General features: G+C 35.1%; 12 protein-coding genes. 1 reads left to right on the plus strand and 11 read right to left on the minus strand.

Annotated features, from left to right (window positions below):
* Positions 1–133: 133 nt before the first annotated feature.
* From L3049_RS15025 to L3049_RS15050, 6 genes are all read right to left on the minus strand, one after another.
* Complete coding sequence (locus L3049_RS15025) at positions 134–4,852, minus strand: efflux RND transporter permease subunit (protein WP_275110638.1); 4,719 nt, start codon at positions 4,850–4,852, stop codon at positions 134–136.
* Positions 4,853–4,910: 58 nt separating this feature from the next.
* Entirely contained in the window at positions 4,911–8,048 is a 3,138-nt protein-coding gene (locus tag L3049_RS15030) for an efflux RND transporter permease subunit (protein WP_275110639.1), read from the minus strand.
* A 74-nt stretch (positions 8,049–8,122) separates the two neighbouring features.
* Entirely contained in the window at positions 8,123–9,172 is a 1,050-nt protein-coding gene (locus L3049_RS15035) for an efflux RND transporter periplasmic adaptor subunit (protein ID WP_275110640.1), read from the minus strand.
* Positions 9,173–9,212: 40 nt separating this feature from the next.
* On the minus strand, positions 9,213–10,715 hold the full coding sequence (locus L3049_RS15040) for a TolC family protein (protein WP_275110641.1): 1,503 nt from the start codon (positions 10,713–10,715) through the stop codon (positions 9,213–9,215).
* Between the two features lie 21 nt (positions 10,716–10,736).
* Positions 10,737–14,084 carry a golvesin C-terminal-like domain-containing protein gene (locus L3049_RS15045; protein ID WP_275110642.1) on the minus strand — a complete coding sequence of 1,116 codons (3,348 nt, stop codon included), beginning with the start codon at positions 14,082–14,084 and terminating at the stop codon, positions 10,737–10,739.
* Positions 14,085–14,096: 12 nt separating this feature from the next.
* Positions 14,097–14,981, minus strand: coding sequence for an ABC transporter ATP-binding protein (locus L3049_RS15050; protein ID WP_275110643.1), 885 nt, complete (start codon positions 14,979–14,981; stop codon positions 14,097–14,099).
* A 303-nt stretch (positions 14,982–15,284) separates the two neighbouring features.
* Here L3049_RS15050 and L3049_RS15055 point away from each other — a divergent pair, with 303 nt between their 5' ends.
* Positions 15,285–15,632, plus strand: coding sequence for a rhodanese-like domain-containing protein (locus L3049_RS15055; RefSeq protein WP_275110644.1), 348 nt, complete (start codon positions 15,285–15,287; stop codon positions 15,630–15,632).
* Positions 15,633–15,636: 4 nt separating this feature from the next.
* On the opposite strand, the gene L3049_RS15060 is transcribed toward L3049_RS15055, so the two are convergent.
* The 5 genes from L3049_RS15060 to L3049_RS15080 all read right to left on the minus strand — a co-directional run bounded on the left by L3049_RS15060 (position 15,637) and on the right by L3049_RS15080 (position 23,567).
* On the minus strand, positions 15,637–16,758 hold the full coding sequence (locus L3049_RS15060; RefSeq protein ID WP_275110645.1) for a DNA alkylation repair protein: 1,122 nt from the start codon (positions 16,756–16,758) through the stop codon (positions 15,637–15,639).
* 56 nt (positions 16,759–16,814) lie between these two features.
* Positions 16,815–18,908, minus strand: coding sequence for a hypothetical protein (locus L3049_RS15065; RefSeq protein ID WP_275110646.1), 2,094 nt, complete (start codon positions 18,906–18,908; stop codon positions 16,815–16,817).
* Between the two features lie 10 nt (positions 18,909–18,918).
* Entirely contained in the window at positions 18,919–21,636 is a 2,718-nt protein-coding gene (locus L3049_RS15070; RefSeq protein ID WP_275110647.1) for a TonB-dependent receptor, read from the minus strand.
* A 12-nt stretch (positions 21,637–21,648) separates the two neighbouring features.
* Positions 21,649–22,335, minus strand: coding sequence for a hypothetical protein (locus tag L3049_RS15075; protein ID WP_275110648.1), 687 nt, complete (start codon positions 22,333–22,335; stop codon positions 21,649–21,651).
* 83 nt (positions 22,336–22,418) lie between these two features.
* Positions 22,419–23,567 carry a DUF4249 domain-containing protein gene (locus L3049_RS15080; RefSeq protein ID WP_275110649.1) on the minus strand — a complete coding sequence of 383 codons (1,149 nt, stop codon included), beginning with the start codon at positions 23,565–23,567 and terminating at the stop codon, positions 22,419–22,421.
* Positions 23,568–23,764 lie beyond the last annotated feature (197 nt).

The raw sequence follows: 23,764 nt of genomic DNA on the forward strand, positions 1-23,764 counted from the left end.
AAATCCTTTACACTTTATTTTTTGTGTATCCTCTATGAGGAATCATATTCAGTTTACAAGTCTTTTTTTTTACAATCGTATAATCGCTATGCGATATTTTGTTCTTTGTGCAATCCTTCGTTTGCTTTAGTGATTAAGCCTCTTCTTTTTCGTTCAGCAAGCACAAATAGGCATCTTCCAAATTGGCTTTCGCGTTGACCGCTCCATAACCAGGATTTTCATCGGATAAACAACGAACTCGAATTTGATCCTTATCGCGCATGTGATGAATAATCACGTGTTCTGTTTTAAGGATTTCGAACTCTTCGAGTGATACGGTAAGCATCCATACTTTTTCGTCGGCAATACCTGCCATGTGTACTGGTTCACCTAGGTATTTCAGATCTCCTTTTTTCATAACCGCAACGCGATTACACGAGCTGGCTACATCCTCAATAATATGAGTTGAGAAAATAACAATACGATCCTTACTCAATTCTACCAAAAGGTTTCTGAAACGAATGCGTTCACGAGGATCGAGACCTGCTGTAGGCTCATCTACCACCAATATTCGAGGCAGATGAAGAAGAATCTGTGCAATACCTATTCGCTGTTTCATACCGCCCGAGAAAGAACCAATTTTATTGTCTTTTTGATCGATCATGTGAACGGCTTTCAATACATATTCCACACGCTCCATTCTTTCTTTATTGTTGTTCAGTTTTTTTAGAATTCCCATGTAGTTCAAGAAATCCCATGCGCTCATATTTTCGTACATTCCGAACTCCTGAGGCAGATAGCCAATTAAACCTTGTAATTCTTCACGTTTTTCGCGTACATCAATACCGTTGATGGAAATTTGACCGTAGCTTTGCTCCAAAATACCGCAAATAATACGCATTAGAGTCGATTTACCGGCGCCATTAGGTCCAAGCAGACCAAACATACCGTTGTCAATGTCGAAGGATACTCCTTTAACCGCTTTAAATGGAATTTTCTTTTTTCCGATAATTGGGATGATTAAAACAAAACGATAGAAGATTTTTCGAATACCGCTAAAACTACCTTTAATACGGTTGATGTTTATTTTTTCACGATAGATTTTATCTGATGATATTTTTATCAGTAAAGCCAAATACCAGAAAACAGCTATGGGTGAAAGTAAACCAATTAATTCGTATTTCTGATAGAAAAATGCCATTACCAATAATGGCATTAGCCAGTAAATAATTTTGTGCAGAATGTTGATGAAAATTCTTGCAAATTTGTTTCTTTTTTCCTTTTGCTGGTGTTTTTTATACTCAATAATTGGAGCCATAAAAAACAAAAGCATAATTTGGAAAGGAATGGACAAGGCTAGCAACCAGTATTCATTTTCGAGATGGATGTAGATGAAAAAGAAGATGAAAGCAACCAATGGCAATTGCCAGATTAAACCTCCAAAATCGCGAATTGTTGAATAGGAATGCTTTAAGCCGAGGCGTTCTCGTATTTTAAGTCCGGATTTCCATTCGCGTGCAAATCTGTTATCCCATTCGTAAATTTTAACCAGGTTTCTGATTTCAATATGCAAAGGTTCGTCAGGAGCAATAAGCTCTTCGTTGGCCTTTCGTAAACTGGCTGATATAAAATAGATACAAGCTGGTACAGACAGAAGCAAAACAAGAAAATCAATAATCTGCCAAATTTTACTATCCACCTCGGTGTAAATAAAATAGGTGCCACCCAACCAAATGGAAGCTTGTAAAATCTTAATCCATGTTTTCTGGCCTTGTATCCAGTCTAAACTTGTGCGTAAACCAGTATACAAGGTTGGAATAAACACCAAGGTTAGCACGGTACTTAAACTTAAACCTCCGATTACGGTTATGGCAAATGGCACACCAATTTGAGTTACATATTCAGCCCTTCCCAGTGCCAATGGCATAAGGGCAATTATAGTTGTTATAGCTGTAATTAGGATAGGGCGAATACGTGCTAAACCTGCCATAATGAGGGCGCGAGATTCTCTGTATCCACGCTTCTGTAAGACATTGGAATAGTCAATCATGATAATGCCGTTATTGACGACAATTCCCAGAAGTATGATAAAACCAGTAAACACATTGGCATTGATAAGTGATGTTCCAGTTAAGATAAGAGCCAGTAAGGAGCCAATGGCTGCCATTGGAATAGAAAACATCATGACAATAGGCATGGTAAAGGACTCGAATACCGAAGCCAGAATCATAAAGATTAGTATGAAAGCCATCAAAAATAGAAAGCCAAATTCGCCCAATGTATCTTCCTCGTGTACCACTTCAAGGGCAATACCAGAAGGTAGGTTCAGACGCTCCACAAGTTCATCTATTTCGACTCTTGCCGCGGTTAAAAGATCCTTGTCGTCGTTAACTTCATCGATAAACTGGTATTCTACTTCCAGATGTTTTTCCTGATTGGTTCGTTTAATCGTAGATAGACCATCGGTGAAATTGAGATTACTGATATTCTGTAATTCAAATTCAGCCCCCTGATTGCCTTTAACTCTAAGCCTTCTCAGGTCTTTCGCATCGCGGGTTTCTTTTTCAGTTTCACCCTGTGTCTTGATAATAATATCGTACTCATCAGTACCATGCTTGAACTTAACACCACTGGAGAATTCTTTTTGAAATGAATTTAATTCCGATAAAACAGAATTGACAGGAATATCATAGATCGCCATAATCTGCTTATCCAGTTCCAGCAGCATCTCAGGACGTTTATTGGGTACCTTAACCGATACGTTTTTGATGGATGATAGCTGTTCCACGTAATATTGAATATCATCAGACAAGTCTAACATCTTATCGAAATCCTGACCTTTGATAACAAGCTTTTCTTTTTGTGTACCAAGTCCTAACATACTCATAAAGGGATTGTCACCACCAAAATCGCCACCACCGCCACCAAAGCGACGGGCTTTTGCTGGTGGTTCCCAGCTAAATGATGCCCTTGGCAGATCGTTTAATTGTTCCAGAATGTTTTTCTTAATCCCAGGAACGGAAAGATTTTGTATATCGCGATAATCATCTACCAAACTAATGGTTAAAACGGCTTCCTCTTCATACACTTGACTGGTGATATCCTTTTTTTCGGGTAAGGAATCGAGCTTTTTTTCTACCTGTTTTATGAATAAATCGGTATTGTCGAGCGTAGTTCCTCCAGGTAAGGTTACGTAAAGGTTAAGGTCTTTTGTTTCCGTTTCCTCTGTGGTAATCATGCTAAGACCTAAGCTGATTAAAAGCGTAACGAAAAAGAGTCCTAAAGCGCCTAAAATGGTTCTGCCCGGGAATCGCATACAGGATTTTAATAAAACCATATACACCTGAACGAGTCGGTTATGATAGGCGATATTCTCAAAATTAACTTCTCTTATTTTTCCTTTGCGTTTAAGAAAAGAGTGGGTAATCATAGGGATTAAAAGCAGGGCAACAACCAATGAAACCAAGAGTGTTGAAATAATGGATACCCCAATATGTTTCCCCAAGAGCCCTACCATGAAGTTTGTTGAGAATAGGAAGGGCAAAAATACGGTAATAGTCGTTAGTGTTGCTGCAAAGATCGAACGCCAAACCTCTCTGGTTCCTTGAATTACAGCAGTGTCCGGATCAATTTTTTTAGCCGCCAGCCTATATATGTTTTCGAGGACGACGATACTATTGTCGAGAAGCATACCAATGGCAAGCGCCATACCCAATAGAGTTAGGGTATTAATGCTAATATCGTAGGCATAGAAAAAGTTAAAGGCTGTATACACAGAGATTGGAATAGCTAAAGCAATAGCCACAACCAAGCGGATATTTTTTAGGAAGATCCAAAGAATAAAAATGGCGAGTATACCGCCCACAAGGGCCAATTCGATGATGAGATCGATATTGGTTTTCATGGTTTCGGCGGTATTGGACTGAACGACGATGCTAACATCTTTACTTTCTAACTCTTTATTCAGATCCTCAATTTTTTCGATCACATTATCCGACAAGTCAATGATGTTTGACTGAGCATCACGAGTCAACTGTATGGTAACAGCTTCTTTGCCATTAACGCGACTATAAGATTTTTGTTCTTTTACACCAAAACGAATATCAGCAATATCTTTCAGTTTTATCTTGCCTTCTTCCTTTACGACCAATTCATGTATGTCTGTTATATCCGTGAATTCAGATACCACATTTACAAAATGCATTTGGTTGTTTTCAACAACTTTACCAGCAAAATCTCTCTTATTATTGTTTTGATTTAGAGCAGATCTTACTTGGGAAGGACTGATGCCATAGCTTTTGCACACATCATCGCGTAGTAGGATCTCAATGGACTTTTCACGTCCACCAAAAATGGCTGTATTAGCAATACCATCAATGCTTTTAATCTTTTCGATGATTTCATTTTCGGCAACTTGTCTTACTCTGTCAACACCACCACTACCACGCACCTGCAGATTCATAAACATGTTGCTCAATTGTTCTAAGTCGAACTTGACAACCTGAACGAAAAATTCTTGAGGAAGATCTTTTTTGGCCTGTTCTACTTTTTCGGTCAGTTTGAGATAGGCGTATTTTGTATTGGTTCCTTGTTCGAAGGAAATTTCGATACGACCACTTTGCTGCCCAGCTGTAGATGATATTTTCTCAACGCCTTCAAGACCTCCCACGACTCCTTCGAGAGGAATAATGGCCTGGTTTTCCATATAGCGGGGATCCACTTCCTGGCTTGCATTGATTTGTACAAAGAGCATAGGAAGTTGAGCATTGGGAATCAGTTCCACCGGAAGTTGCTTGTAGGAGAAATACCCCAACATGCTAAGTCCGGTAAAGAGCATTGCGATTAAAACCTTGCGTTTTATAATGAAATTCATGTATTTCAGTTTAAGCTTTTTTACTTAGATTTCTCTTTTGAAAGAGACTTTTGGTCATTTATTCTTTGCTATATTTTGCTCTTTTTGTTCTCAATTGAGACAGATAAGTTTGCATGTTATCGAATACATAGTAAACACATGGAATAACCACCAATGTTAGTAATGTTGAGGTAATCAAACCTGCAATAACAGCAATGGCCATTGGCGCTCTTAAGGCGGCACTTTCTCCAAAACCAATGGTCAATGGCAATAAGGCCAAAATGGTTGTAATACTGGTCATGATAATAGGTCGAATCCTGTTTTCACCAGCCATCACAATTGAATCGAGTAAGGTATTGCCCTGTCGTTTAAACTGGTTAATCGCATCAACCAGAATAATGGAGTCGTTTACGGCAATACCTCCCAGCATAATAATACCGATATAGGCCATAATATTCATAGGAATACCCAAGATAAAGAAGGCCCAAACAGCACCAACTCCTGCCAACGGAATGGTCAATAGAATGGTGAATGGATGAATTAAAGACTCAAATTGAGAAGCCATAACCATATAGACCAGTACGATGGATAATATGAGGGCGAAACTTAAATTTGACAATGCCTCCTGTCTTTTTTGCTCTTCACCAATAAGGCTGATTTGGTAGCCTTGTGGTAATTCCAGATTTGCTAGCTTGGCGTTCACTTGATCTATAACCTGATCAAATGCCTTCGATCCTTGAATATCGGCAGTAATTTTACCAATACGTGTTTGGTTTCGTCTAAGCATTTGCTTAGGCGATGAGGATCGTTTAATCTCGGCAACTTCGTATAATGGAATTTGAGCATCGCCACTTTTAATTAAAATGGTATTCAGTTCTGATAGACTCTTTTCAGGGAGTTGTATATGAATATCGTTCATTTCTCCCCCTTGTTCGAATTTACCTGCTTTTTTACCCATCAGAATGTCCTTAAGCTGATTGGTAATGGTTTGGGTGTTTAGATTAAATAAACCGGCTTTATATGGGTCGATAACAACATCAACTTCAGGAGCTCCTTCTTCAATATTGGTCGTTACATTCGTTAAATCGGATAATTGACTAAGGCGTTCCTTAATCTGATTTGACAAGTCTTCCAAAACCTGCATGTCTTTTCCTTTCACCTCAACTGCAATAGGTGCATTTTCGGTTCCTATGGTCGATTGTAGAGCGGTTTCGTCACGTACAATTGTAATATCCGCATTGGGAATGTCAGAGATTAGCACACCAACATGATTCAGAATCGCTTCAGATTGAGCCAGGTATTCACTTTTAAGTCGAACTTTAATATTGGCTGTATTTTCGTTCTGGAACACTGATTTACTTGTAGATGAACTGGCACCTGGACCGATTTGACTGTAAATCGTTTCAAACTGATTGCCCATTGACTGTCGTAACATGGATTCAATTGCAATAACAGTTTGAGCTGTTCTTTCAAGTTGCGTGCCCTCTTTTAATTCAATATCCAGGCTGAATTCTCCAATGCCACTTTTGGGCAGGTATTCATTTCCAACATAGGGAAGAATAAGGCCAGTAATTACGATTAAAACACATCCAGCACCAATCACCAAACTTCTTTTGTTTAGGATTTTGGCAAGCATTGTTCCATACCAAGCAATCTTAACCGATTTGAACTTGATGTTTTTCCCTTTGCCTTTATAAGCAAAATTAAAAAGCATGGGTATCATCAGGATCGCAACAAATAAAGAGGCTATAAGCGAGAAAGCAACCGTCCATGCCTGATCCTTAAATAAGGCACCTGAGGCACCATGCATATAAACGATAGGAAGGAATACAACAATAGTTGTTAGAGTTGAAGCAACAATGGCTCCACCGACTTCAGAAGTTCCCTCAATGGCCGCTTCCTTAACGGAAAGACCCAATTCCATTTTCCGGAAAATATTTTCGATAACCACAATGGCATTGTCAACGAGCATTCCTGCTCCAAGAGCCAAGCCACCCAAAGTCATAATATTTAAACTAAGACCATTAAAATACATGAGGTTAAATGTGGCAATAATAGAAACGGGAATGGCAAAACTTACAATAGCTGTAACCTTAACTCTTCGCAGAAAAACAAAAAGTACAAAAATGGCGATAAGCACACCAAGTAGTGCTGTTTCCTGCACTTCGTCAATGGCTTTCTGAATAAATTGGCCCTGATTTTGAACCGTGATAAATTGGTAGCCAGGCAAAGCTTTCTTGATGGATACCATGGTTTTTTCGAAGTCTTCTACCGCCTGAACGGTATTCGATCCTGTTTCCTTATAAATGGATAATCCGACACAACGGATTCCATTAATTCTGACAATATTCTGAGCTTTCTTAGCTACAAAACTCACTTTGGCCACATCTTTTAAAAGGATAGGCACCTTACCTTTTACAAGTGCTTGTTTATTGCCATTTGTTGCCTGTGCAGTACCTGATGGCTTTTCCTGTTTTGTGCCAACAATTACATTTTCAATTTCCTGAGTGTTTCGTATTAAACCGGCACCTTTTATAATATACTTGGTTCCCATTTCCACTATACTTCCACCCGAAACATTCTGGTTGAGGCTTTGTATTTTTTGTACAATTTGGTCGATGGTAATTTGGTGTGCATCCAGTAAATATTGATCAGTTTCTATGCGAATTTCTTTTTCTTGAGAGCCTGTAAGTTCAACTTCTGCAATACCTTTTAATCGAATCAGTTCATTACGAATATAGTTTTCGCCAATTTTTCTTAACTCGTTCATGTCCTGAATTTCAGGATGAAGCATACCTACGATTAGAATGGGTGAGGCATTGGGATCGTGTTGGGTAATGGTGAATTCATCAATTTCAGAATTCTGACTATACGAAGAAAGGGCTTTCTGCAGATCAAGAAAGGCTTCGTCCATATCGCTACCCCATGTGTATTCAACGGTAAGTCTTGCTGATCCGACCATACAAACGGATGAAACCTGACTGACACCTTTTTGTCGAATGGTTTGTGCTTCGATGCTCTCAATAAACTGTTTCTCTATCTCCTCAGGAGGACGTTCCCCTGCTTTAATTTCCACAAATATGCGAGGCGCATTCATTTCAGGAAACAGGTCAACATTTAACTTGCCAAGTGAAACGTATCCTAAAAGCAATATCGCCATTACAATCATGGATACTGTCACGGGGTAGTTGACTGAAAATTGTGTTATTTTCTTCATATTAAAAGCAATTAATTATTGTATGATAGAGGCTACCATTTTAAATTGGATGTGAATTGAAATAGTTGTGTAAATTATTTCACCACTTTAATCTTCGATCTGTTTCTTAAAGTTTCAAATCCTTTAATAACCAATCGATCCTTCTCTTCTAATCCTGAAATAATTTGAACTTCTTTAGGATTTTCCAAGCCGAACTGAATATTTCTTTCTTCGGCCAGGCCTTTGTTCACAACAAAAACAATATTCCCGGATTGTTTGTTCAAGATGATATCCTTAGGAATAACGATAGCCTTATCAGCTTTAGCAACGATAATTTCACCTTTTGCAAACATACCCGGGCGTAACAATAATTTTGAGTTGTTGATGTTCACAACGGCTTTGAATGATCTTGTATCCGCATTAATTGCAGGAGAGATCTGTGCCAGCACAGCATTTAAAGTATCCCCGGGAATGGTATAATTAACAATCTTAACTTTTTGCCCCTTTTTAACCGATGTGATATTCTTTTCAGCCAGATTGATTTCCATATGTAATCTACTGTAATCCATAATAGCTAGCACAGGAGAAGCGGCATCAATTCGGGTGTTTTGAGTGTAGTAATTCAGGTTTGTAATTGTACCTGAAAAAGGCGCTTTAATTTTTAACTTGGCTAAGCGATATAAAGCATCTTCGTAGGCATATTTTGAATTGATCAACTCAATTTCCGATTTCTTCACGTCTGAAAGTGTTACGCCACCTTTTTTATACAAAGATTGTTGCTTCTCATAGTTTTGCTGAGAAATTTGTAGACTCAACTCCTGAGATTTGATTTTAATGTTGTTTTCGTATTCCTTGTCTTCCAGAACGATAACTGTTGTTCCTTCGCTAACGTAATCGCCTAAGGCAAATTTGCGACCTGTTTTTGGATTGATTTGCAAATGGTATTTTCCAGCTACGTCACTTTTTAGAGCAACTGTTTTGATCGGATTGACTGTACCCGTTGTGCTGATAAATTTCTCGATGCTTTTACTTGCAACTTCTTTTACAGATACTTGTACGGCAATATCTTTGTTTAGGTCTGTAGCCTTATCGTCACAAGATGCCAATAAGCTTAAACTAAGAATAAAAATGGCGATTCGTTTCATTGTTATGAGGTTTGTATGGTGTATCATGATTGAAATAGGATTAGTTTTTGATCAAGTTATCTTGTAATTCCTGTGGGACAAAAGATCTGTTGTTTTCGAAATCCCAGAGCGATTGAATTTTCAGGTTAAGTAACTCCAACTTGTAGCTAATAAGCGAATTTGCCAGAGTCATCTTCTTTTCAGAAAGTTGATTTTGAAAGCGTTCCAAATCGATACTGGTTAGATCCCCGTTTTTGTAACGTTCTAAATTGATATCGTAGGTACGTTCTGCATTTTTCTGATTCTGTTCTGCAATTTCAATTTGTTGTATCTGATTTTTTAAATTTCTGTAGATCTTTCTAATATTGATTGTAATATTATTCTTCAAACTATTCATGTCTATTTCACGACTTTCAATTTCCAGTTCAGCAGTTCTAATTTGGGCTTTCCTTTCACCCCAATCAAAAATTGGAATTGAAAAAGTGATGCCAGCACGTGGACTTTTTGTAGGCTTGTCGTAAACATCAGCTAGCTTTTCATTGTTTCCCATAATACCAATCGAAAGGCTTACATTTCCTTTAAATTCGTTTATCGAAGAGGTTTGTATCAAATCAAACTTAGCATTATTTAAATCGATTTGTTTTTGAGTCAATTCCAGTCTTTGGCTTAAACCATTTTGAATGGCTTTTTCAAGATCAACGATCACAGGAATATATTTGATGTCGGTACTTACGGCTACGTCTTCGTATAAAGAGATTCCCAGAAGCAGTTTAAATTGATCTTTTGCATTTTCAAGATCAACGCGTTTGTTGTCCAGATTCGATTGGCTGGTAGAAAAATTCAGTTCTGCCTGATAAAGTTCTTCCTTAGCCGATAAGCCACCTTCAACCTTACTGATAATAATATCTTTACTTACTTTTTGATTTTCAAACTCCTCTTCGGCAATTTTTAGGGCCATTTGTTTTTGGTAGATTGAATAAAAAGCTTCATTCACTTGTCTTTCTATATTCAACATTTCTATGGAGTAGGATAGGGTCGCATTTTCCAGGTTTAACTCATTCCGAGTTAAATCCATCTTGGTTTTATTATATGTAAACAGCGGCTGATCGTATTGCAAATACAGTGAGTTGTTAAAACCCGAGTAATTGGAATTACTAGCTTCAGAGTAATTGTCTTGATATCCAAACTCATTTTGCAGGGATAATCTACCATCTGTTAACTTTATTGGTTGCAAAACTGTAAAGGTTCCCCCTGCTCCCTTATTTTCGGAGGTGTTCCATTTAGAAAAATATTCGTCGTATGATTCTGTTTTGTTGTAGGATATCGGCATAAAATCAAAAGAAAATTGAGATCGTAAAGAAGCCAATCGGGCATTCAATCGCTCCTTGTTTTGCTCCATATTGATTTTTGATTTTTTAATGTCCGGACTGTTTGAAAAGGCTATTAAAAGAGCTTCATCCAGTGTAATTTTCTTTTGAGCTTGAGCGTAAAAAGAACTGAGTAGAATCACTCCGACAAATACGAATATTCTCATCAATTTTAATTGTGTTTTTGTTTTAGTCATGCCTTATCTTGTTTATATATTTTACTTGTTTTCGACCCATTTAATTGCATCTGCAAAAAGATAGGCACCTCGGGATTTATTATTTAATTCAACTTTTGAAGTTCCAGGTGTAATGAAATAGGTACCTAAATAATTCCACCCATTTTCCAGCTCCTGATCACTTTTATTGACCTCTTCAAATCCTGATTCGTGATATATTTTGAAATTGTAGTCTGTCTTTTTTTGTTGTCTTCTTCGACTCCATCCTTTTACTTTTTCGATATGGCAGAAAACATCGTAATAGGCTGGCTTTTTAAGTTCTGCTTTCCAGGAAGCTGAACGATCGCCTTGTCCGGATTTTGTAAAGAATGCCGAACGGACATATTTGCCAAAGAAACCAGATCGAAGTACATTCTTCCATTCATTGGGTGGTCTCCATGTTCGTAAACGTGAGTATTCGTGAGTTGAAACGCGTTTATCATCCAACCATTGCTTCAGATAACTTTTATTGGACACCTGTACATATTCAAAGCCTTTATCTTCGTTGTCAACAACAAATTCGTTATCGGCAAGAATGCCTTCAAATACCTCAGAATTTCTCACTTCATTAAAGAAACCAGTCTTTTTCGTTTCAGAAAAAGTACTGAAATCGTAAACCAAACTATTGGGTAAATTTTCTGATATATGTGTCGAGATGTTCATTCTGCTGGGTTGAGTAGAAAAAACAAAACCGACTTCACGAGCTGAATGTGCAGGTACAAAAATAGTTTTTGAGAAATCAGGTTTTTCATCATCCTGATTTCTACGGTTTCTTCTTCTATTTTGATTTTTTAGTTCAACGCTTACCGACACCATACCATCGGAAGATTCCGGATTTGAAATTTTGTAGCGAATTTGATATTTAATATGATCGCCTTCCTTGACTTTATATGTTTTCAAATCTTTAATTAAGAAACCTGGTAGCTTATTGGTTGTGTACCAGTTTTTCACATCTTTTTCTATCGATTCATCCTTTAGTGTTAAAAGCAAACTATCGAAACTTTGGAAACTGAATTTCTGATGTTGATTCTCCTTGATGTATTTTTTTAGTAAGGAATTGAACGCTTCTTCACCATATCGAGATTTAAGTAAGGAGAACAGATGAATACCTTTAGCTTTGAAAATATCATTCAAGTAAATTTGTTCATCATTATCATCGCTTAATTTTAAGCCTTTTTTGGTAATCTCTAGTAAGGATGATTTCTTTAATTCCAGATTAATGCGTTCTTCTTTACTTATACCATCGAATCGCCATCGGGAGTATGATTGCGATGTGGTATTCTTCTCTTTTAAGTAAACGCCTAAAGCCGTATTTAATGCCGGATAATCCCTCGAACTTAATTGAGTTGAATAGCCATAATAGTTTGGGAATGGCGAATAGGTATTTCGGTCAACACTTTTGAATTGATACCATTCGGTTGATGGTGGCATGAAATTACCACGCACAAATCGTTTGAAGATTCTCGCCTGTAGCTCTTCATCCGAAACTTCTTCGTTATCACGTTTCATTCGTTTTTCGAAGCGTTTTTTTCTCCTTTTGAAATCTGTTTCTTCCATTATTACCCCTTTTTCAGGATAAAAAATGATTTCAGGCTGAACGGCATCACTACTAATTGACCAAATGTGTTTGTCAAGAGCAAATTGAATGGGAACTTCGGCTAAAGCGAATCGTTTAAACGGATATTCCAGATTTATTTTACTTTCGAATTCAGTTTTCAATTCTCGGATTAAGGCTGGTAAACTATCTTGAATTACATCAAAATGCTTCAAGTAAAACTCATTTCCACGCATTGCATAGATGGAATATTCAATTGAATCAACCTCAATGCTATGCTTTAAATAGTCTCCAATTAGCAAACTAATTTTAGGCAAGGCTGCTTCTGGTTTAAATTCAAAAATTCCATCTTCAATTTTAGTTACTTCTCCTTGCGAAACAGCTGTTAGATTATCTGTCGTTTGAATTTTCAAGCTGAAGTTTGTGAAATCAGGAGAATGCAAAGCGGGTTGGTCGGAAGCATATCCAACGCCCGAAGTAGGGTACCATAAAGCATCGCTGATTAAACAAACAAAATTCTCTTGTAAGTAGGAATATCGTTTTCGAATGCGAAACATCTCAGCCGTAAAATTGTCTTTAGTAAGCTCGGGATTTAAGTCTAAAAAATGCGTTCTCTCATCTATTGAACCGCTATAGAAGATTTCTAATATTGTATTCTCATTTTTCTGTAAGGATTTATTTGGCAATATTTTCAACAAGTGTGTTTCTCGTAAAAATTTAAGCTCATTACCTTCTTGAAAAATTGAATTGACAGTAAGTTTTGGGTTCAGACTAAAAAGAAGTGTGTCTAAATTTGAACCAGAACTGTTACGCAGATCCAATTCTGTCTTTACGGATATTGAATCACCCAAATGGTTTAGTTCAATATGGCAACTTATTATATCTGTCTTAGGATAAGATACATATTGGTTGTTTAAAGCTATGATGCCTTCTCTAAATTCTAGTTTGTCTGTTTTTAGATCAATGTATTTTTTCGTCAAAAATCCACCTATGGAAAAAGAAAATATTGCCAAATAGACGGGGAGTGAAACAAATCTTTTCGATTGTGGTAAGCGTTGTAGTTTATAAATTGTAAGAAAGATCAACCCGATTCCAAAGAATAAATAAATCCCTCTGTGAATGGCGACTTCTGCTAGGTTTCCAAATCCTCCAATTGTTGAATTCATCATGGGAACCTTATAGGCAATATAGTCGAAGAGGTGATAAAATTTCGTATTCAGGTAGAAAATGGTCAGCGCAATATATCCCAAAAGAACGATGAAGGTGATGGCCTGATTCTTTAATGTGATCATTAAGAAAAATGCCAAGCCCAGAATGTAAACTAAGGTAGGTATCGATATGAGTAATGGATAGTAAAAAACAATCCAAGCATTTTGTGAAGATTCATTGCTCAAAAATGAAAAGCCAATTCCCATAAGTAAGATCAGGACATTGAGAATGATAAAAACAGAGATGATTCCAAAGGATTTACCCAATATATATTCACTATTGGTCATCGATCGGGCGTAGATCACCTCAATAGTATCATTTTTGCTATCTTGTTTTAAAAATTCAGAAGCTAGAAAAACAGCTACAATGGCCTGTCCTAAATTCAATAAGATTAAGTTGGCATAGGGTATAGCAGCTGGTAGAGCACGGTATATCCAAGGTGCACCGCTATCTTCAAGGAAGGCAGCAACATTAAATATGCCGATGAAAAGGATGGATAAGCCAGCAAAAATCCTGAAAAACCAGGATCGAAGTAGGGTTCTGGTTTCAAATTTAGCTACTGTGCGTATGGTGTGAAGTGAGATCATATATATGACTTGCTAAATGAGTTCTGAAGATTTTTCCATGAAATAGACATAGGCATGTTCAAGATTGGGCTCAATCTCTATGGCATTATTGAGTTGACTACCGTCTCCAATTAGTTGAATATCCCAACCGTCTTGTGTTGGAATGGTAGAAACCACTGCATATTTATCTTTGATTAAATCATATTCGTAGCCAGAGGCGCTAGCTTGCCATACATGGCCCCGGGATTTTTCAATAAGTGCTTCGGGTGTGCCTTTAAATTCGAGCTTCCCATTGTTGAGTAGGGCCAGATTGTTGCAGACACTGGATATATCACCAACGATATGAGTAGATAGAATAATACTGACGTCCTGTTGGCTGATTTCAGATAAAATATTTCGGAATCGAATCCTTTCTTCAGGATCGAGTCCTGTTGTAGGCTCATCGACCACAATAATTTTAGGGTCACTAATCAATGTCTGAGCAATACCTAATCGACGTTTCATACCGCCGGAAAGTTTGTTGGCATCTCGTTCTCTAACATCGAAAAGTCCAACTTTTTCAAGCCACTCATCAACCTTTTTTCTTCTAACTTGTTTACTCTTTATACCAGCTAGAGAGGCAGCATAATCGAGAAACTCCCAGGTTTTTAATTTGGAGAAGAAACGAAAATCCTGAGGTAAGTAGCCAAGTATGCTTCTTATCTCTTTTCGGTTTTTATGCAGATCATACGAGTTGAAGCTAGCTGTTCCGGTTGAGGGCTCCATTAGGGTAACCAGAATTCTCATAAGGCTTGATTTTCCGGCTCCATTGGGACCCAGTAAGCCAAACATACCATTTCCTATCTCCAGATTGATATTGTCGAGTGCTTTCTTTCCGTTCGGGTAAATCTTGCTGAGTTCATTTATGTTGATCTGCATCTGTTTGGTTATTTCAATTTGTAATGGAACTTAGCTGAAAAATAGCTAGGGTAAATAATTTGACTCACTACCAAATGTACAATTTATGGCAAATATTTACTGTTCATTAGACTGTTTTTCGATGAAGACTGTTCTTTACATGTTCTACATGATGTATGAGACAAGAAATAGGCAGAATAGGTTACACATTTAAGCGATTTATTAATTATTATTTAAGCTTAGTATCGTAAATAGGTTTGTTTTTGATTTTATTATTTTCTTATCTTTAGTTTTGATTCATAACTAATTGGTAAAGACGTGAGCTTGAGTTTTAAAAAAGATCCATCGGATAAAGTAGATTTTACTCCTTTGGAATTGGTGCAGGAAATGGAGAAGAGAAAGGATTTACTAATGCTTGATGTTCGGGAACCTACGGAAATACAAATTTGTCATTTGGAGAATGCAATGCATGTACCAATGGGACAAATACCTTCTAAAATAGATGATTTGCCTAGGAACAAAGACTTGGTTGTGTTTTGTCACATGGGCGTTCGAAGCAAACAGGTGATGCATTACTTACGGAAAAATGGTTTTACTCGTGTTTTCAACCTAAAAGGTGGAATTGATCGTTGGTCTATTGAGGTAGATGCGAAAGTTCAGCGTTATCGATAGAAGCTTATTCTACTTCAAAACTAATTTTCCCATATCGTTTTCCATTAATTTGAATTTCGATTTCGTGAAGACCAGCATAGTATTTTCTTGTGCTTATTGGTTTAAAAGATATTTTCTTCTTAAAAAGTAATTGGCCATTAGCAGGAATTGATTTTTTAGAAAGCTTGAAAACTTTTGGTGCTGTTTTACCATTTGCCTTTGTATAGTGCAGAACAAAATCAATCATTAAATTTTGTTCTTTTGGTGCTAAGGATTGAATTTCGAATGAAAATTCATTTTCGTCACCTAGTTTACATCTCAACTTTTGAACACAAAAGTTTACCACATCTATTTTTATATTTTGAGGGTATCCTAATAATTCAAGTGCTCTAGGATGTCCTTGTTTTAATAGTGTTCTAGAAGCATGACTAATGATCCATTTTGTGTCTTTGTTGTCGATTTTATTCCACCGGGTTAAAATTTCAACTACTAAATCAGGATGATCTTTGGCAATATCATTTAGATTATTCGCTACGGAACGACGCACATATAACTCCTTGTCTTCTTTTAATTTTTCAAGTAACTCTATTACTGGAGCAGGATTTTTCTGAAATTCTTTTAAGGGAGAAGCCCAAGGAAGTTTTGGACGAGTACCTTCTGAAACTAACCTGCGAACATGTACATTTTTATCTGTTGTCCATTTATGCAGGTGTTGAAATGTTTCCTTAGGATACTTTCTAATAAAGGGTCGAATGGCATTTTCAGATGTAAATCTTTTTGTAATTTCTAGAAGAGCATTTATAGATTGTTTATAATCTTTCTTCTTTAAACCAAATCGAGATACGTAGCCTGCAAAGGGCATGTAATAAAAGCCTTCAAACCCACTTAATTCATTCTTTTTTATTTCTTCATTAAAAGAATTTAGAATAATTTTTATTGCTTCAGGATATGATTTTGGTAGATAAGTAAAGAGTTCTTGTGTAATTAAATTAGAACGTTCCGTTAAACTAAGTGGTTCTAAATTAGGAACAATAGATGCAATAAAGGAAAGAGAATCAAAATCTTCCCAACAGATCGAAATATGGCGAGCAATATTTTCAACCAATTGTTTATTGTACACATCCTTAAATAAAAAACCTTCTTCCATAATCTACAAACAAATAGAAATAATGTTTATTTCAGACGTCCTATTTAATTTGAATTTTACTCAATAACGATATCTCGTATATAACTAATTGCTTCTCCTTTTTCAGAAATCCCTTCAATTATAAGTTCATAATTACCTGGGATATCGCCAACAGTAAAGTTTAAATTTAGACTCTTATCTTTGGTTACAAGTATGTTTGGTAACCATAACATATCAACTCTAGCATCTGGTGTCTTACGGTCAGAGACTTCTGTTTCTGTGCGAATTAATTGCTCATTAAATAAAGGTAGATGAAAGCGTTCTGTATTAATTGGTAATTCAGTTAATTCACACTTTCCTTTTTTACTAATAATGTGAACAATACCATAAAAATGAGATTTCTTGTAATAATATTCGAATGGAACAACTTCTATTCTATCCAGATCTTCTGGATTTAAATTCATTAAGTCATCTATGTTATCCATTATTAATCCATCGTACATTGGCAATGCTTTGTCAGGCATTAACATCCCAGATTCAGGGTTGAATAAAACCATAGATGCTTTTTGGTGACTATTGTACCTAATTTTAACGGTGGGAATTAACTCATGAAAGTATTCAGGAAGTGAATCAAGAGTAATGTATTTTTTAAGATCATAAGAATAGGTTGGTTTCCCAAAAAAGTTCTTTTTTGATCTATTAACTACTGTATCTTCAATTACTGAAGCAGTTTTTTGCTTGTATAATTTTCGGATGTAATAATTTTGCCATATTTTTTTAGCAAAGTTCTTGCCATCTGTGCTTGCTAGTAATGACTTATTTTTTGATATCCCTTTTTCATAGCTAAGGAATTTATTTTTTAGGGCATAGTCTATTTTAAGAGAGTCTATTTTTCTTGCCTGTATTGCAATATCATGAAATCCTTTATCAAGAGGAAGTTTGAAATAAAACTTACCATCACTGTTGGTTATATTCATATCAACATCTGCAAACTTTCCAATCTTTGAAAAATAAATTAGAGTTTGTCTTAATGAACTGTCTTGGTTGATCAATTGTCCTTCAATGATATATGCATTTTTTTCTGGGTATTGCGTTGGTGAAATTTCCTGATTAATAGGCTGTTGGGTCCAGATGGGTTGAAGATTTGTATTCGAAACCCAACTGTCTAAATTTAGATTTGAATTGATAATATCCAAATGAGAACTTACTGGATAGTCGATTAAAATATTGTTGAAATCTGTAAAATTATCACTTCTAGGAATACCTATTGGTTCTTTTAACCTTATTGATGCTGATAAGTTTAATGTATCACAAATCTTACTAAATTGAGTTAATGGAAACGATAACTCATGAGTATTTCTCGTTTTTAAGTAAAGAATTTCTTCTTTTGAATAATTACTCTTTAAAATCCCAGAATGGAAGCTTACCGAATGCAATGGTTCATTTTTTGAATCAGTTATCTTGATGGAAAGATTATTTCCTTTAAAAACATTTAAAGGAACTTCAAGATAAGATTCCGAACCGTTTAAATTCAATTGGTAAGATTTTTCTATTGAGCTTCGATCGGTTATTAAGATATTTATTTCACCTAGATTACTAGAATTCACATTAAATCTTAATTTTCGATTCAAGTCGACCAATTGTATTTCACCCTTTAATTTTTCCGTATTGATTAGATAAGGAGTATCCTTTCTGGAAATTGGTGTGAAAGAATATTTCGCATTATTAGCAGTAAGGTTTCCTGAGGTAATATCTTGTTCATTTTCATTATTGTAAAGATAGATCTCTTTGATGCTAATTAATTCAGGGTTAATTGAAGAGTTCCAATTCGTATAGGCATTTAAATAGTAAGTGCCAGATGGCAATTTATCGGAGAAATTGATTCCAGTATCACCAATTCCTTTATCAAGAAGAATTTCTTTTTGAAGAATAGATATACCTTCTCCATTTAGTAATTCTAGATAGGCAACATTACTAACATTGGATAACTTCCTTGTGTTTATATCAATATTGTATGCTTGTAGCCAGCAAGTTTCGCCAGAAACAAAGATATTTCTATTCAAGTGTAAATAGATCCGATCTATTGCGTAATTCTGAGAAAAAGAATTGTATCCTAATAAGATTAAGAATATGAAAATTGATATCGATTTGTTGCTTAATTTTGTTCTCATCTAGGGAAATTTAGAATTCTATATTGTATGATACCATCGGAATTGCTTGGCCAAATATGGATAGTTTATATCCTAAACTGCCACTTAAATCACTACGGAAATAAACCGAGTATGCATTTTTCCTACCCGTAACATTATATATACCAAATGTGAAATTAGAGTGAAAGAGTTTATCCTTTTTCAAATTTCCAATTACTCTTAGCGATAGATCTGTTCTAAAGTAGTTCGGTATACGATATTCATTTCTTTGTGAATAGTAGGATATTGGAATATCCTGAATTGTATAATGACCTATCGGAAATGTTGCAGGTCTTCCGGTGTTAAAAACAGTATTTGTTGAGAATATTAATCTTCTCGATATTTTAAAGTTAATAGCTGCTTTAATATTATGAGGTTTGTCAAAAGGAGCTCTATAATACTCCCCATTTTTAATAGAAAAGGAACCAGTCTTATCTTTTGTTTTGAAATAACTTCGAGAATAAGAGTAACTCATCGTTCCATTAATTCGACCAGATTTTTTTGTCAAACTGAATTCCAATCCATAATTTTTCCCATCTACATTAATTACTTCACTTTCAATGTTTTGTTTTAGGAATAATTGAGCTCCATCTTTATAATCTTTGGCATTTTCAATCTCTTTGTAGTAGGTTTCAAGAGAGACTTCATATGCTTTATTACCAATGTTTTTATAATATCCAAGAGAGTATTGGTCTCCTACTTGAGGTTTAAGGTATTTATTTGTTAATCGCCAAGTATCTGTTGGAGAAATAGCCATAGAATTCGTTAATAAATGGACGTTTTGTCTACTTCTATTATAGCTTAACTTTATGGCTGAACTTGTTGATAAATCATAAGAAAAATTCACTCTGAATTCCGGACCGTGGTAGTTGTTGTATAGACCACTCTTTTCTATGGAATCGCGAACTTCTGCTGTTGATGGGTCATCATTTACATACTTCATTTCGTAGCTATCTCCTAGGTTACCAAACATAGAGTAACGAATTCCTATTTCAGCTGAAAGTTTTGGAAGAGGATTAAATTTAAAACCTGTAAATAAGGCTAATTCTATTCCTTTTTCTGAATTGAAGTATTGATTTTTATATGATGATAATTCACTAAGTTTAGAAAGATCGCCTGGCTTTATTTGATAATGCTTGGCTTCATATCCAAAATTCAGTACCGAGTTATTTTCTTTTTCATTAACAAGCTGGCTTTTTATTCCCATTTCAATAACTTCATGTTTTAGCGCGAATGAGCTTTCTGGAATTTCATCACTTTCTAAAACGTAGGAATAATTTGAATAATAGGCATTGCTTAAAATTTTATTTTTTTCATTAATTCTATGTTTCCAATTGATTGAACCGATTAAGTTTTTGAAATTATACGTAGAATCTGAATGCAATTGAAAATCATCATTGCTATAATAATAGCTAAAATCTATTTGGTTTTTAGAGTTTGGTTTGTATGATAATTTACCATGTAGATCGTGAAAATTGGCTTTGCTATTATTTAGTTCTTCAGAATCAATAAGGTCTAAAATCCAATTTGAGTAAGTGAATCTAAAGGAGCTTTGAAAACTTAATTTGTTTTTAACAATTGGAGTTTCAATATAGAGTTTAGAGGTAATTGGGCTAATTCCAAGTTTACCACTAAATTTATCACTTAAGTTCTTTTGCGTTTTTAATTCATAAACCGAAGAAATTCGACCACCAAAATGATTTGGAATACTTGCTTTATATAGGTTTGCTTCTTCAATCATATCGCTATTAAAAGCTGCAAAAAATCCAAAGAAATGCGCAGGATAATAGATCGGTGCATTATCGATCAAAATCAGATTTTGATCCGCAGAGCCACCTCTAACATTAAAACCAACAGAACCCTCACCAGCACTTTCAACTCCTGCCAGCATAGTTGTGCTTTTTATAATATCTGGTTCGCCTAATGCAGAAGGAAGGTTGTTAATGTCTTCTATGTTTACAACATTAACGCCCATGCTTGTTCGTTTTACCTGATCGTCTTTTGCAATCACCTGAACTTCTCTTAGCTCTGTCGATTCTTCGATCATTTCGACATCTAAACGACCATCACCACGTATGTTTATTTTACGTGTTGTTTCCCGTAGTCCGATAAATTTATAGATAATATTATGCCTTCCTGGAGGAAGTTTTATTTCATAATATCCAGTTTTTCCAGAGGTAACTCCCTTTTTTATATCTGGCAAAAAAATCTCAACTCCCTGTAAGGGTGTTGAACTCTTCTTGTATTTAACGAAACCTCGTAATTTTACTTGTTTTTGACCGATTGAATTACCTATATTGTGAATTATGTATTCTTGTTCCTTTAAGGATTCAAGATCTTTCGTTGAATTACTAGCTACTTCTTGTTCTATATTTTCAGTAATTAGATTTGATATTTTTTGATCAAATCCCATATCTAAATCAATATTCCCGGTTAGTATTATACTATTCCCATTTACTAGAAAGTTAATTTTATGCGGTGATAAAATTTCCTTTAAAATAGTATTTACATTTTCATCAGCATATGCTTTCTTCAAGTAAATATTTTTCGTCCATGCTGGATTATAAAATACATGTATGTTGTGATTTATTTCTAATTCCTTCGTGAAATCTTCAAAGGACATTTCTGATTTTCCAATTGTTATTTGCCCCATTAGATTACTAGCACAGAGTATCAATAAACAACCAATTAAAACTATTTTGTTTTTCATTACCATTAGTGTTTAGTGTATAAAATACTGAAGTGTTGAAACGATATCTATTGGAGAATCTTTTCGAAATTTGATATTGTTTTTTCTAAAATGTAGCGCTATTTCCTTTTTTGAAATTTGAAAAGCATCGTAGACATCTTTTTTTGAACTGATCTCGTGAAGATTAGATGAGGTAACAGCGTAAATCTTATTGTCTGCTACAATTTTAAAATTGACATTCTCTGCAGTAGACAGTTTTTTCTCTAGATTCCATTCAATTAAAAACAGGATGTTTTTATTAGCTGATTTTATTACCTGATAATAATGATTGGGATTTAAATCTTGGTGTAATAAGTCTCCTCTCTTAAAATGATAGGAACCTATAGGGTTCGTAATAGTAAAATCAGATAACTCCTCTTTATTTAAAACAATATATCTTTTGGTATTATCCTGCGAGGAAATATTCTTGATTACGTTATGATTGTCCAAATCAAATCCAAAATTCTCATTGTGAACCCAAGAATTACTCATAAATAAACTTCCATTTAAAGATAAGTTTTCCTGAAAAAAGGAATTGTAAATTTTAATATTGTCTTTTGGAATCCAAACTTTGCCATTTATATGGTTGAGTTTATTATTGTCTAGAGTGGGTTGACTAACTGCGTTTAAATTAAATAGGTAGGTTAGTACTATAAAAATTAAAAGTTTGTTTTTTTTCATGATATACTCTTTTTAACAGAGAAGTAGATAGGGGATTTTATAAGTGTTTTTGTTGTCTTGCTAATGTTTTTTTTGATTGATATTTATTGCCAAAAAGATGGTTTAGTAATAGGAAATTCATAAGAGCAATCGTAGCAATAAATATAGCGATAGAAATAAACGGCATCTCCTTTATCATATTCTATTCTGGTAACGTAGTAGATGGTAGGATCAGGCCTGGCTTTTCTTCTCGATTTCTCGACACATTCAGGAGGGAAATATTCAAAATTGGTTTGAAACATATCCCTATTAAATGATTTACCTTTTGCACTTACAGAAGAGACCTCAAAATAACCAACAACAGAATGATCACCATCGCAGCAATAAATATTTCCTTCTACGTTTCCTGGTGTTCTATCATACAGATTACCACTGCTTTGATTTATTTGCTTGATGTGGTCCCAAAACTTATAATTGTTTGCACTAATGGAACGGACATTTATATGAAGATGGTAATCGAATAATAATTTCTGCTCTGTAGAATTTATGGAAATCGTCGGAAGTTTTTTCAGGGATTTGGTATCCAGAATTGAGGCATCGTAGACACTTATCTCATTGTTGTAAATCTGTTTGTAACATACAGATGCTGGTTCGCTTGTAAATAGTAAACTATCTACAACATTTATGTGAAATGGTGTTTGCCATTCCCAACTTTCTTGTGATTCCCATCTTAAATAACTTACACTGTTCGATTGGTCAACAGCGTCAAAGTATAGTTTAACGGCACTACGCTCAACATCTTTAGAAATAAATTGTTTGTAATCTTCACCATAAATGTTTGTGATTTCTACTGGTGGCGACATTATTTCTGGTTCAGACTCATATTCTAAACCATCTTTAGTGATAATTTTTATCCAGTAACTAGTGCCTATTTCACCTCGAAAATCTGATGATTCATTTTGGTATAAACCCGGTTCAATTTCTTGGAATATATCAGAATCCCCTTTGTCATTAAATATGTTAATGATGGCATCGCCTTCAGGATTGACGGAATCTCTAGTTGTAACAGAGTCCATTGAAACTGTTTTGTATAAGCGAATTTGAATAGGAATGTTTTCGTTTGATATTTTACCATCAACGACTAAAACAGAGAAGTTTCCGTTTATTTTAGGGCTATACCTTTCTGTACATGATAAAAATATAGGGACAAAAAGAAAAGGTAATATTAACCTTTTAAGTTTAGTTATGTTCATTTTATGCAAAGGGTTAGGTAGTGGGTTGTCTAAAGTTAAATAAAATCTAGGAAGAAAGATGCTTCTTTGTTTCATTATTTGACAAAATTCTAATTTTATGGTTATCTAACTGTTGCACTGCAGGCGAACTTAACGGACTTATAAAAAAGGTAGTGGGAATTATTAAAATAACATGCTAATAATGTTACAGAATAAAT

The organism is Labilibaculum sp. DW002, from assembly GCF_029029525.1.
GTDB lineage: Bacteria > Bacteroidota > Bacteroidia > Bacteroidales > Marinifilaceae > Paralabilibaculum > Paralabilibaculum antarcticum.

Excerpts from the sequence above, each read along its gene's own strand:
- L3049_RS15045 (WP_275110642.1), bottom strand. The coding sequence starts at position 14,084 with ATGATCTCACTTCACACCATACGCACAGTAGCTAAATTTGAAACCAGA.
- L3049_RS15060 (WP_275110645.1), bottom strand. The coding sequence starts at position 16,758 with ATGGAAGAAGGTTTTTTATTTAAGGATGTGTACAATAAACAATTGGTT.
- L3049_RS15050 (WP_275110643.1), bottom strand. The coding sequence starts at position 14,981 with ATGCAGATCAACATAAATGAACTCAGCAAGATTTACCCGAACGGAAAG.
- L3049_RS15035 (WP_275110640.1), bottom strand. The coding sequence starts at position 9,172 with ATGAAACGAATCGCCATTTTTATTCTTAGTTTAAGCTTATTGGCATCT.
- L3049_RS15025 (WP_275110638.1), bottom strand. The coding sequence starts at position 4,852 with ATGAATTTCATTATAAAACGCAAGGTTTTAATCGCAATGCTCTTTACC.
- L3049_RS15040 (WP_275110641.1), bottom strand. The coding sequence starts at position 10,715 with ATGACTAAAACAAAAACACAATTAAAATTGATGAGAATATTCGTATTT.
- L3049_RS15080 (WP_275110649.1), bottom strand. The coding sequence starts at position 23,567 with ATGAACATAACTAAACTTAAAAGGTTAATATTACCTTTTCTTTTTGTC.
- L3049_RS15065 (WP_275110646.1), bottom strand. The coding sequence starts at position 18,908 with ATGAGAACAAAATTAAGCAACAAATCGATATCAATTTTCATATTCTTA.
- L3049_RS15070 (WP_275110647.1), bottom strand. The coding sequence starts at position 21,636 with ATGAAAAACAAAATAGTTTTAATTGGTTGTTTATTGATACTCTGTGCT.
- L3049_RS15075 (WP_275110648.1), bottom strand. The coding sequence starts at position 22,335 with ATGAAAAAAAACAAACTTTTAATTTTTATAGTACTAACCTACCTATTT.
- L3049_RS15030 (WP_275110639.1), bottom strand. The coding sequence starts at position 8,048 with ATGAAGAAAATAACACAATTTTCAGTCAACTACCCCGTGACAGTATCC.